The organism is Benzoatithermus flavus (genome assembly GCF_037908215.1).
GTDB classification, from domain to species: domain Bacteria; phylum Pseudomonadota; class Alphaproteobacteria; order Geminicoccales; family Geminicoccaceae; genus Benzoatithermus; species Benzoatithermus flavus.
In genome coordinates this window covers 1-10,999 of record NZ_JBBLZC010000047.1, presented here as the reverse complement: position 1 = coordinate 10,999, position 10,999 = coordinate 1, and the positions used below count along the sequence as shown (strand labels likewise).

Annotated in this window: 11 protein-coding genes and 1 pseudogene; 3 read left to right on the top strand and 9 right to left on the bottom strand. The window is 63.9% G+C overall.

Going from position 1 to position 10,999, the window contains the following annotated elements; all coding sequences use genetic code 11:
- Positions 1-109: 109 nt before the first annotated feature.
- From U1T56_RS23735 to U1T56_RS23695, 9 genes are all read right to left on the bottom strand, one after another.
- A complete protein-coding gene (locus U1T56_RS23735; protein ID WP_418161993.1) occupies positions 110-1,072 on the bottom strand; it encodes a type II secretion system F family protein in 963 nt (320 codons plus the stop codon).
- Positions 1,069-2,058, bottom strand: coding sequence for a type II secretion system F family protein (locus U1T56_RS23730; RefSeq protein ID WP_418161992.1), 990 nt, complete (start codon positions 2,056-2,058; stop codon positions 1,069-1,071). The genes U1T56_RS23735 and U1T56_RS23730 overlap by 4 nt, the downstream gene beginning before the upstream one ends.
- A gap of 29 nt (positions 2,059-2,087) precedes the next feature.
- The gene (locus U1T56_RS23725; RefSeq protein WP_418161991.1) at positions 2,088-3,539 is read right to left on the bottom strand and encodes a CpaF family protein; all 1,452 of its coding nucleotides are present in this window, start codon (positions 3,537-3,539) and stop codon (positions 2,088-2,090) included.
- On the bottom strand, positions 3,530-4,744 hold the full coding sequence (locus tag U1T56_RS23720) for a CpaE/TadZ family protein (RefSeq protein WP_418161990.1): 1,215 nt from the start codon (positions 4,742-4,744) through the stop codon (positions 3,530-3,532). The genes U1T56_RS23725 and U1T56_RS23720 overlap by 10 nt, the downstream gene beginning before the upstream one ends.
- Positions 4,741-5,451, bottom strand: coding sequence for a CpaD family pilus assembly lipoprotein (locus U1T56_RS23715; protein WP_418161989.1), 711 nt, complete (start codon positions 5,449-5,451; stop codon positions 4,741-4,743). Before U1T56_RS23715 ends, U1T56_RS23720 begins: the two co-directional genes overlap by 4 nt.
- A 12-nt stretch (positions 5,452-5,463) precedes the next feature.
- Positions 5,464-6,900: a type II and III secretion system protein family protein gene (locus U1T56_RS23710; protein WP_418161988.1), complete on the bottom strand. Its 1,437-nt coding sequence runs from the start codon at positions 6,898-6,900 to the stop codon at positions 5,464-5,466.
- The gene (gene cpaB, locus U1T56_RS23705) at positions 6,897-7,757 is read right to left on the bottom strand and encodes a Flp pilus assembly protein CpaB (protein ID WP_418161987.1); all 861 of its coding nucleotides are present in this window, start codon (positions 7,755-7,757) and stop codon (positions 6,897-6,899) included. Before cpaB ends, U1T56_RS23710 begins: the two co-directional genes overlap by 4 nt.
- Positions 7,758-7,774: 17 nt before the next feature.
- The gene (locus U1T56_RS23700) at positions 7,775-8,317 is read right to left on the bottom strand and encodes an A24 family peptidase (RefSeq protein WP_418161986.1); all 543 of its coding nucleotides are present in this window, start codon (positions 8,315-8,317) and stop codon (positions 7,775-7,777) included.
- A gap of 135 nt (positions 8,318-8,452) precedes the next feature.
- Positions 8,453-8,635 carry a Flp family type IVb pilin gene (locus U1T56_RS23695; protein ID WP_418161985.1) on the bottom strand — a complete coding sequence of 61 codons (183 nt, stop codon included), beginning with the start codon at positions 8,633-8,635 and terminating at the stop codon, positions 8,453-8,455.
- 261 nt (positions 8,636-8,896) lie between these two features.
- On the opposite strand from U1T56_RS23695, the gene U1T56_RS23690 reads away from it, so the two are divergent.
- From U1T56_RS23690 to U1T56_RS23680, 3 genes and pseudogenes are all read left to right on the top strand, one after another.
- A complete protein-coding gene (locus U1T56_RS23690) occupies positions 8,897-9,205 on the top strand; it encodes a hypothetical protein (protein WP_418161984.1) in 309 nt (102 codons plus the stop codon).
- 407 nt (positions 9,206-9,612) lie between these two features.
- A complete protein-coding gene (locus U1T56_RS23685) occupies positions 9,613-10,788 on the top strand; it encodes an acetyl-CoA C-acetyltransferase (RefSeq protein WP_418161983.1) in 1,176 nt (391 codons plus the stop codon).
- Between the two features lie 135 nt (positions 10,789-10,923).
- Positions 10,924-10,999 (top strand): annotated as a pseudogene (locus U1T56_RS23680) (beta-ketoacyl-ACP reductase); the annotation flags it as partial.

Here is a 10,999-nt window from a genome sequence, read left to right as displayed (position 1 = left end):
CGGTCAGCTCGAAGCGTGCCAGCCGCCCCAGATGGGGCTACATCCCGGCAGTGCAACCGCTTTGCAGACACGGCCTAGTCACTCCATTTAGACACCGGGTCAGTACTCTCTACCTGATGATCCGATCGTAAACATCGATAATTGCCGGACCGACAAGGACAACAAAAAGCGATGGTAAAATAAATAATATCATAGGAACCGTCAAAATTGCTGGCAATCTCGCTGCTTTCTCTTCGGCGCGCAGCATGCGGCGTTCGCGAAGTTCTGCGGATATGACCCGCAAAGATTGGGCTAGTGGTGTGCCGTATTTCTCTGTTTGTATCAACGTGTTGACTACTGCTATCATGGCTGAAATACCAACTCTTCTTCCTAAATTAAATAAAGCCAATTTTCGTTCGGGTAGAAAGCTCAACTCGATGCTCGCGATAGCCAACTCGTCGGCAAGTTCCGGTGAGGACTGGACCATCTCCTCTGCAACACGACTCAGAGCCGCATCGAGGCTGAGCCCTGCTTCGGCGCAGACCACAAGAAGGTCGAGACCATCGGGAAGTGCTTTCTCCAGCATCTGGTTTCGCCTGACCGTTCGGTTCATGATGTAGAGGTCAGGCATGAAGAAGCCGACGAGCAAGCCGGCAGGAAACAGCATCGCATAATAGGAGATCGAAGTGATGGTCAATTTATTGGCATGAGCAAAAATGAAATAGAGAGAGGCTATTAGTATAGGAATGATGAATTTGGCGGCAATGTAGATTATTATAGATTCTCTTGAGCGTATTCCAGCGCGAATCAGTTTGTTGTTTACTTTTTCGATCTGGGCCTTCTGAAGCCATCTGAGATGCCGCATCAATCCTCGCAGCAACCCGACATGCCGCTGAGGTTTGCGACGCTTTGAGGGCGAGACGCGATCCGTGCCGAGTTCCAAGCGGCGGCGGGCGACGGCGCGCGTGCGTGCGATACCAGGTTTGGTCTCCAGCAAAGTATGCCAGACACTCATGACACTGGCAAAAGTCAGCGCACCGACCAGCCAGATCAGCAGACTGTCCCAGTGCGGGTAGGTGCCGGATCCGCTCATATGTCAAACCGTACCATGACTCTCATGATGCCGATGCCCGTACCCAAGCTGAGCAACCCCGCACCGAGCAGAAGATGCCCGCGTCGATCTGTAAACAGCTTCATGACATAATCGGGGTCGACAAGATAAAGTAGACCAAACATGATGAATGGAAGAGATCCTATGATCGCTGCCGACGCTCTTGCTTCAGAAGACATTGCTTTTATTTTAAGTCTTGCCTGATTGCGCCGACGAATCATGGTTGAAAGATTCTGTAGAATCTCGGTGAGATTTCCGCCTGTTTCCTGTTGAATTGTTAAGCTTATAACGAAGAACTTAAATTCTTGCGATTGAATGCTTTGTGCGGCGATTGTCAATGCTTGGTGGAGGCTCTTGCCGATCTTGATGTGACCAGTGACCTCCTGAAATAGAGCCCCTACCGGACTTGGAAATTCCTCGCCTGCTGCCTGCAGTGCTTCTGCTACCGGGAGGCCGGATCTTACCCCACGGATGATGAGATCGATTGCCTCGGGGAATTGACTCACGAATTTCTGCTGCCGTGCGGCAATTCGTCTGCCGAGCAGAAGCTGAGGCAGCCCGATGGCAGTAATCACACCAATTCCTGCAGAGACGATCCACGAGATGTCGTAGAGGGCATTCGCGGCCGAAGCCGTCCCGGCCCCGGCCATGACCCACAACACGACGAAGTCGACGGGGCCGATCCGGATTCCGGCAGCGTCGAGCCGCTGTTTCAACACCGCTGCTCGAGGCCATGAACGCAGCAGCACCCGACCGAACCGTCCCAAGAATGTACGCGCAGGCTTGCGCCGAACGCTCGCCGGGAAAATGGTCGTGGATCCGGCCAGCCTGACATCCATCGACCGGGTCGCACGTTCGATGCGCTGCCTAACTCGCCGCTTTGTCCACCGATCAGAACGGATCGTCCAGACGCAGGCCGCGAACGTCACGACGGCCACGAGGGTTGGAGCCAGCAGCGCGATGCTCATGAGCCACGCTCCATGATGCCGTGGCGAACTCATTCCTGCATCGCGGCCATGAGTGCCCGATCGAGGCCATAATAGGCGGCTCGCTTGGTGAAATGGGGACGGACCGGCGCAGCTTTGAATACACCTTGAAGAAAACCGTCACGACTTTCACCATGGTACTCGAAGGTGAACAGATCCTGAAGAGTCACGACCTCGCCTTCCATGCCGATGACTTCGGTAACGTGCGTGATGCGGCGTATTCCGTCGCGCATGCGCGAGACTTGAAGGATGAGGTTCACGGCACCTACGATCTGGGCACGAATCGCCTTGGGCGAGAGGTTCGCCGCCGCCATGCCGACCATGTTCTCGATCCTGGTGATCGCCTCGCGCGGGGTATTGGCGTGAAGCGTGCACATTGATCCATCATGGCCCGTATTCATGGCCTGCAGCATGTCCAAGGCCTCGGCACCACGTACTTCGCCGCAGATGATTCGGTCCGGACGCATCCGCAGCGCATTCTTGACGAGATCGCGCATCGTGACTTCGCCCTGACCCTCGAGATTGGCTGGACGGGTCTCGAGCCGGACCACGTGTGGCTGCTGAAGCTGCAGCTCGGCCGCATCCTCGATCGTGACCACACGCTCGCCGGCATCGATCAGTTGCGACATGGCATTCAGCAATGTCGTCTTGCCAGAACCGGTGCCACCCGAGATGATGACGTTGAGACGGCATGCTGCTGCTATCTTGAGCACTCGTACGATAGCATCGCTGGCGTTCCCCTGACGGACCATCAAATCGAGGTTGATCGTTTTCTTGGCAAATTTACGGATCGAGATGGCGCAGCCATCGATCGCGAGGGGTGGTGCTATGATGTTGACGCGGCTGCCATCCTCGAGGCGCGCATCGCAGATGGGGCAGGTTTCGTCGATCCGGCGGCCGACTCGTGTCACGATCCTTTGAGCGATATTCATGACATTCTGATTGTCGCGGAACTTGACGTCGGTCAGCTCGAGCTTGCCGCGGCGTTCCACGTATATTTGATGAGGTCCGTTGACCATGATATCGGTTATCGTCTCGTCTCGCAGCAGTGGCTCGAGGGGGCCCAGGCCGACCATGTTATCGATGATGGTGATGCTGAGCGCTTCCTGATCTCGACTGCTGAGTGGCAAGCGCTGTTCGGCAACCACCTCGGCAATCAGCTCGAGGATCTGTTGCTGCAGCTCTTCGCGAGGCAGCTTGACCGCCGCTGCTGCGTCGATCCGCTCGTAGAGCGTCGCCTGAATGCGGGCGTGCGTCTCCCGCAGCGACTCCATCCGGCGGTCAGCGGATGTGGGGGGGCGCTGGCCGCCGATCGTCGCGAAACCCGGGGCGCCGTTCGCGGATGCCGCCATGGAGCCGGTTGCCGCTGGTTCGGAAGGCGCGACGATCGTCGTCGCTTTCGGCAGGAGCGGCTCGGGAGATTGTGGGGAGATGGATCGGCGGCCAAACATCTTTATCGCCATGTCAACCGTTCGAGCCACGATCGGATGGACGACCTCGATGAACCGCTTCCGGCAAGCTTGTCCGTGATCTCCTGGATTGCCGCCGCAACCTTGTTCCTTCCTGCAGCCACCGGCTGACCGGCATTGGCGGCCCTGGTCACCGACCGTGCATCGAAGGGGATCATCGCATCGATGGCTCGGCCGAGACCTGCTTCGAATTCCCGACGGCTGATTTCGCCTTCGCGGTACTCGCCGGTCCGATTTGCTATGATGGACAACTGGCAGGCAGCATTGACCGCGGGCATTAGCATGGTCCGACGCAGAGTGTCGCGCATGCCGGCCAAGGACAAATCGGTGATAAGCAGCAGATTGGTGGCTGTCTCCAGGACATGATGCGTGCAGGATGTCACCTGTCTCGGGACATCGACGATGACGTAATGAAACTTGTTGCGTAGATCTCTGAGCAGCGCCTCCAGCGCGGCAGTATCCGGCACGACGGGCTCGCCGAGAGCTTCTTCCCCACTCAGCACGTAAAGAGTATCCGATTGCCGTACCATGGCACGTTCCACGAACAGACTGTCGATCCGTTCCCCTTGCTCCAGTGCTTCACGCATACCTGGGGACGGCTCGAGATCCAGAGCGAGCGCCGCGGTGCCGTAATGGAGGTCCAGGTCGACCAGAGCCACTCTCCGACGGCGCCGATGCGCTATCGTCCAGGCCAAGTTCACGGCGAGCATCGTGCTGCCTACGCCACCACGCGCCCCTGTGACGGCAATCAGCCGACCCAGCTTGCTCGTGTGCCGGGTGGGTGACGTGCCGTCGAGGACGCTGAGCAAGGATTTCTGCAGCAGCAATGGTGTGATCGGCTTGACCAGGTAATCACTGACACCGTTGTTGATGAGGTCCCGAAACAGTCCGACATCGTTGCGGGTCCCGATCGCGATGACGGCGACACCCGGCTCGCATACCTCGGCCAGCTCGTTGATCGCGGACAGAGGGAGCTCGGCCTCGTTGAGATCGACGATCAACAGGCGCGGCGAGCGCTGCTCGCCGAGCTGTCGGATCGCGTCGCGAATGCCGCCGCGATGGACGGCAGCATTGGGAATCATCAGCTCCGTGACGACCTGATCGACGACCTTTCGTGTCGGCTCGTCGCCGATGAAGGCCCGTAGCTGACGCTGGTCGGTCAAAGCCACATCGATTTCGGAAGCCTTGAGCAGGGTCATGGCCGCAGCATCTCCGTGTCGAGCTGCTTCGCCTTGTCCGTGCGATAGCGGACGATCGCCTCTGCCTCCCTGCTGCCGTCGGCAGGGGCGAGAGCGCGACCGTGGTCCAGATCGGCCGGGTTCGAGACCATGAGGCCGAGATTGACCGCATTCGCGCATCCCAGATTGCTCAACGGCAGATTGCGGCCGTCGCCTTCGGGACGACGTGACCAGTCCGGGCAGGCGGGCAATCGGACTTCGTAGCCACTGACTCGAATCTCGACCCGATCGCTGCGAGCTCGGCGCCGCTCGCCTGCTCCGGCCATGGCCGCCCGGTTCCCGCTCGGCTCGGCGATCTCGATCGCAGCGAAGCGACGAGCCTCGGCCAGCTCGGCGACGCCACGTGCCCGCCGCAGGGAGAGAGCAGCATGGCGGGCATCCCCGGTCCGGTCATCGGTCATGCCGATGATGCGGACGCTCAACTCTCGGTCTCCAGGAAGGGCATCGAGAAAGGTCCGCAGCCGCTTGGCCTCGTCGGCCGAGATCTCCGTGCTGTCCGCCGCGAAGTACACGTCGTGCGTGTAGGTCACGGGAACGGCGATCGGCCGCGGGTTCGAGGATGCGGTCGGCACGGCATCGAGCGGCGCGCAGGCCGATGGTGCCGTGACGAGACAAAGTAGGAACAGAGAGCGCAGGGTGCAGCCGTGCCGCTTCGGGCGGGCGAGCATCTCGGGGTCTCCCTAGTCCAGTATGAAGCCGGCAGGCCCGGTGAGCCGCGGTCGCTCGGCCTGGATACGGGCCTCGGCGCCGGGTCGCGTCGCGCCTCCGGCGAGGCGGCCCTCGATCAGCCGCTCGAGATCGCTCGCATCGGCCAAGCCGTCGCGAGGGGTGGCGAGTCGAGCCGAAGCGACCGGGGCCACGAGATAGGGCGTCACGATGATGACAAGCTCGGACTCGCTGCGTCTGAAGCTCGTCGAGCGGAACAGGGCGCCCAGGATCGGCAGGTCGCCGAGCCCCGGGACCTTGTCGAGGCTGGTGCGGGTGTTGTTCGAGATCAGCCCGCCGATCGCGAAGCTCTGGCCGCTGCCGAGCTCGACCGTCGTCTCTGCGCGCCGTGTCGAGAGCGCCGGGATGACCAGGTCGCGAACGGTGATCGCCCCCCGGTCCGTGATGTCGCTCACTTCCGGGCGAACCTTGAGGCTGATCCGGTTCGCGCTGAGAACCGTCGGGGTGAAGGCGAGGCTGACGCCGAACTGCTTGAACTGAATCTCGATACCGTTGTCGTTCTGGCCAACCGGCACCGGAAACTCCCCACCGGCGAGGAAGCTCGCCGTCTCCCCGGACAGAGCCGTCAGATTCGGCTCGGCGAGGATGTTGACCAGCCCTTCGCGCTCGAGCGCGTCGAGGATAGCATTGATGTTGACGTCGCTGCTGCTGTAGCTGCCGAACAGGCTGCTGGCGACGCCGCTCGGATCGGTGGCACGCACGAAAGGCGGACCGCCGTCGGTGGTGAAGCTGCGTCCGGTGGCGAAACCGAACAGGAAGTCCCCCGGGCTGAACACGCCCTCCCAGTTGATCCCGAACAGCTTGGTGACGTCGCGCGAGACCTCGGCGACCCGGACCCTCAGGTTCACCTGGGTCGGTGCGGCGACGCTGATACGGTTGATGAGGGCTTCGTTCTCGCCCAGATAGCGGCCGGCGATCTCCCGCACTTCCTGAGCTTTCGCCGGATCGCGAACGGCACCGTCGAGGATGATCCCGCCATCGACCGATCGTACTTCGAGATGCGCGTCGGGGGCCGCTTCGCGCAGAACCTGCTGCAGCTCCGAGAGATGGTGCTCCACGACCACCTCGCGGCGCAGAAGCACGTTCTCATGCTCGTCCACCGCGAACAGGGTGGTGGCGCCGCTGCGTCGGCCGAAGACGTAGACCAAGGTAGGGGAGTGCGCCTGGACGTCGGCTATCTCGGGATCGGCGAGAAAAACGGCGGCAGCTGGGCGATCCAGCTTGACGAGCTGACCCTTGCGGACCTCCAGGACGAGCTGGCCGATCGGAGGAGCCGGGCTGGCCGCCGTGACCGATGCCGTCGGGATCAGAGCGAGGATGGCAATCACCAACATCGCCATGGCGGCGCGATGGTGCGATCCGCTGCCGGACAGCCACATGCGCGGGATCATGAGCCCGCTCCACGGCGAACGTTGACCGTCTCGAACGTGTCTCCGCGGATGACCAGAAGGCTTGCGCTCGGCTCGTGGCCGAGGCGCAGCGCCGGACTGACGTCCGTGTCCCAGGTCGGGCGGCCGCTCTCCTGGCGTGGTGGCGGGAGTTCCGTCAGCGCGAGGCTGCGGAGGCTCAAGGCGAGCTTGCCGAGTTCGGTGACCAGAGCGACCTTCTCGGCGCCGGCCGGCGTGGTCTCGAGGGTGGCGGTCCGGACCTGGGATCCGGACGAGCCCTCGTCGCCGCTCTCGCTCCGCAACCGCCGGCCCATGGCAATGACGCGGACATCCTCGAGGATGGTCTCGCTGACCCGGCGCACGCCGGAAGGGATATCCGGCGCGCCGAGTGTCTGGGTGAGGATCAGATCGACACGGTCGCCCGGAAGGATCAGCCCGGCGTTGCCCGACGCCTCGTCGATTGGCACCGAGACGGCCCGCATGCCGGGATCGAGCACCGCGGCGAGAAAGCCCCGATCGCCCGGCCGCACCAGGTTGAGGGCGACGATGGGCTCGCCGGTCGCCACGGGCCGGCGCAGCACGGCCCCCGTGAGGTCCGTGTCCTGGGCCTCGCCCCGGACGACGTAGCTGTCGGGGGTGGAGACATCGGGCCATTCTTGCCAGCGCAGCTGATCGGGGCGAATGAAGGTGCCGGCCGGAAGGTCGCTGGCGGCAACCAGAACCGCCTTGTGGCTCTCCTGGCGCGGCGTTTCCACCGCGACAGCGGCGGGCTGCTCGTGGCCCTGCAGCCAGGCGCGGACGGCCAAGGCCGACGTGCCGGCCAGCAGCAGGGCGAGGACCGGAACGAACAGGCGGCGCATCTCGGCGAGCTTCCTTGCTAGAGGACGAGCAGATGGTGGACGAGCCAGCATCCACCCACGGCGACGGCGACGCCGTAAGGCAGGGTGGGGGAGGGCAGCGACGTCTCGGGGCAACCGGCATCATGCTGCAGTGGGCCCCTTAGAGTGTGGAACGCGCGTGTAGCGCCGCCGGCCAGCCAGCGGTGGCACGGGAGCATCATGAAAGCAGGATGGCGCGCGGCGATCATCGCCACGGCCAGCGCACCACCCGAGAGGGCGATCACCAGCAGCATGGACAGGGTATGCTCGGTGCCGGACCAGAGGCTCAGGGCAGCCGTCAGCTTCACGTCACCGCCGCCCATGAGCCCGAGCCTCCAGACAGCGAAGCCCGCGGCCAGCACGGCCGATGCCACCCCGATCGCTGCGAGCGCCAGAGTGGGGTCTGCTGCCGAGAGCGCGTGAACGGCCCAGAGGGCGGCGATCGAGCTCGGGATCGCGTTCGGGATCTGCCGCCGCCTGATGTCCTGCCAGGAGGCCGATACGAGAAGCAGGAGTAATGAAGGCAAGAAGAGCCAGTCCATCCCCGATCTCGTTCATAGGATCGTCGCGGGTTCACATCCGGCGATGTTGCGATGGCGTATCGCCGCTCTGGGCCTGTGTCGTCACGGCAGGGGAATGCCCGATGCTCGCCGCGAGCATCGGGCATCCAGCGGCTGCTAGCTAGAGCAGCTGGCGCTGCTGCCCAGGCAGTCGGCAATCTTGTCGAAGGTCGTCTCGAGATTCGTGCCGAGCGCCTTTATGGCGCCGATGACCACAACGGCGATGAGCGCTGCGATCAGGCCGTACTCGATGGCCGTGGCACCGGATTCGTCCTTCAGGAAGCGACGGAGCGTCTGCATAGCGGGACTCCAGCGAGGTTGCGCAAGCGCCTGGAGCATGGGGCACACTCGTGAAGATTTCGTTGATGTTGCCAACCGTTCGTCCATTCCCTGCCGAAGGCACGGAGCCACGTTGTGGCACTCCCCCGGGACACGGTTAGGCGAGACACCCCGCGAGCGGGTAGAAGGCCCGCACGGAGGTGAGCATGATCGAGGAGACGACCAAGGAGCCTGGACCCGGCCGCATCGGGCGGATGTTCTCCAGCGCTCCTCGGCTACTGCATGGGCGGTCTCCTCGCCTGTGCACTCGGTACCGTGCGGCAGGCGGATCTGCCGGGCCTGGCACTCCTCGCCACTCCTTGGAATTTTCGTGCCGATCGCTCCCCGACGTGGCTGCTGCCGGGCCATGGCCTGCTGTCGATCGCCGCCACCATCGCCATGCTCGGCCATGCACCGGTGGACCTCTCGCAGAGCTTCTTCGCGCACCTCGATCCCGTCCGGGTCATCCGCAAGTTCGCGCGCTTCGCCGATATGCCTGCGGACGGCGTCGCGCCGGCCGACCCGGTGGCGCAGGAGTGCTTGTGGCACTGACATGTCGAGAACCGGCCGGGACGCGGCCCCTGGACACTGGGCGGCATTCCGGTCGAGCCGGCCGGGCTGCTGCTTCGCGCCTTCGTAGCCATCCCGCGGCGCGATCGGATCGTGCCGGCCGCTTCGGCCGAAGCGCTCGCAGCGCTGCTGCCGGCTGCGAGCGTGATTCGGCCAGCCGCCGGCCATGTCGGCATGGTCGTCGGCGAGGCGCCGCCGCGGCGGCTCTGACAGCCGCTCGTCCGGTGGCTGCGGCGAATCGCGCCTAGGCGATCCGGCCGCACCGTGCGACCAGCTTCACCCATCGCAAAGCTTCACCGCCGGTCCCGGCGATGATCGGCCCTCGCTTCCTCGAGCCTGGAGCCGATCGGCAGAGCCGGGCGGGACCGTGCGTGAGGGAGGATGACCAGATGACCGACGTTGTGATCGTCAGCGCCACGCGAACGCCGATCGGCTCGTTCAACGGTGCTCTCAGCACCGTGCCGGCGCACCATCTCGGCAAGACCGTGATCAAGTCCGCACTCGAGCGGGCCAAGGTCGATCCGGCCGAGGTATCCGAGGTGATCCTCGGCCAGATCCTGACCGCGAACCAGGGCCAGAACCCCGCACGGCAGGCCTCGATCCACGCCGGCGTGCCGCAGGAGGTCCCGGCCTACGGCGTCAACATCCTGTGCGGCTCCGGCCTCAAGTCGATCTGCCTCGGCTATCAGGCGATCCTGAACGGCGATTCCAGCATCGTCGTCGCCGGCGGCCAGGAGAGCATGAGCCAGGCGCCGCACGTCGCTTATCTTCGCAGCGGCACCAAGATGGGCAGCGTCGAGTTCCTCGATACCATGCTCCGCGACGGCCTCATGGACGCCTTCCACGGCTATCACATGGGCAACACGGCGGAGAACATCGCCCAGAAGTGGCAGATCACCCGCGAGGAGCAGGACCGGTTCGCCGTGGCCTCGCAGAACAAGGCCGAGGCAGCGGTGAAATCCGGCCGGTTCAAGGACGAGATCACGCCGGTGACGATCCAGACCCGCAAGGGTGACGTGGTGGTCGATACCGACGAGTATCCCCGCTTCGGTGCCACGCTCGATGCCATGGCGAAGCTCCGGCCCGCCTTCTCGAAGGACGGCACGGTCACCGCCGGCAATGCTTCGGGCATCAACGACGGCGCTGCCGCGGTCGTCCTCATGACCGCCGACGAGGCCGAACGCCGCGGCCTCACCCCGCTCGCCCGGATCGTGTCCTGGGCCCAGGCCGGTGTGGATCCCGCGATCATGGGCACGGGCCCCATCCCGGCCTCGCGCAAGGCGCTCGAGAAGGCCGGCTGGAAGGTGGACGATCTCGACCTGATCGAGGCCAACGAGGCCTTCGCCGCCCAGGCGATCTCGGTCAATCGCGAGCTGGGCTGGGACACGGACAAGGTCAACGTCAACGGCGGCGCCATCGCCCTCGGCCATCCGATCGGCGCTTCGGGTGCCCGCGTGCTGGTGACGCTGCTCCACGAGATGCAGAAGCGCGCCGCGAAGAGAGGCCTCGCGACGCTGTGCATCGGCGGCGGCATGGGCATCGCGCTCTGCGTCGAGCGGCCCTGAGATCGAAGGCCGGGGCGCCGGGAGCGGCGCCCTTTTTCGTCGATGATGATACCCGGTCGGGATAGGGATCTCGGGAGAGCGAGCCCGAGCTTCCTGCCGGGCGGGGAATGGGATCACGCCAAAGGGGGGAAGGACATGGCACGTGTGGCACTGGTGACGGGCGGGACGCGGGGCATCGGGGCGGCGATCTCGCTGGCGCTGAAAGCCGCCG

Coding starts and splice junctions, on each gene's coding strand:
- U1T56_RS23735 (WP_418161993.1), bottom strand. CDS start 1,072: ATGAGCGGATCCGGCACCTACCCGCACTGGGACAGTCTGCTGATCTGG.
- U1T56_RS23730 (WP_418161992.1), bottom strand. CDS start 2,058: ATGAGCATCGCGCTGCTGGCTCCAACCCTCGTGGCCGTCGTGACGTTC.
- U1T56_RS23725 (WP_418161991.1), bottom strand. CDS start 3,539: ATGGCGATAAAGATGTTTGGCCGCCGATCCATCTCCCCACAATCTCCC.
- U1T56_RS23720 (WP_418161990.1), bottom strand. CDS start 4,744: ATGACCCTGCTCAAGGCTTCCGAAATCGATGTGGCTTTGACCGACCAG.
- U1T56_RS23715 (WP_418161989.1), bottom strand. CDS start 5,451: ATGCTCGCCCGCCCGAAGCGGCACGGCTGCACCCTGCGCTCTCTGTTC.
- U1T56_RS23710 (WP_418161988.1), bottom strand. CDS start 6,900: ATGATCCCGCGCATGTGGCTGTCCGGCAGCGGATCGCACCATCGCGCC.
- cpaB (WP_418161987.1), bottom strand. CDS start 7,757: ATGCGCCGCCTGTTCGTTCCGGTCCTCGCCCTGCTGCTGGCCGGCACG.
- U1T56_RS23700 (WP_418161986.1), bottom strand. CDS start 8,317: ATGGACTGGCTCTTCTTGCCTTCATTACTCCTGCTTCTCGTATCGGCC.
- U1T56_RS23695 (WP_418161985.1), bottom strand. CDS start 8,635: ATGCAGACGCTCCGTCGCTTCCTGAAGGACGAATCCGGTGCCACGGCC.
- U1T56_RS23690 (WP_418161984.1), top strand. CDS start 8,897: ATGGGCGGTCTCCTCGCCTGTGCACTCGGTACCGTGCGGCAGGCGGAT.
- U1T56_RS23685 (WP_418161983.1), top strand. CDS start 9,613: ATGACCGACGTTGTGATCGTCAGCGCCACGCGAACGCCGATCGGCTCG.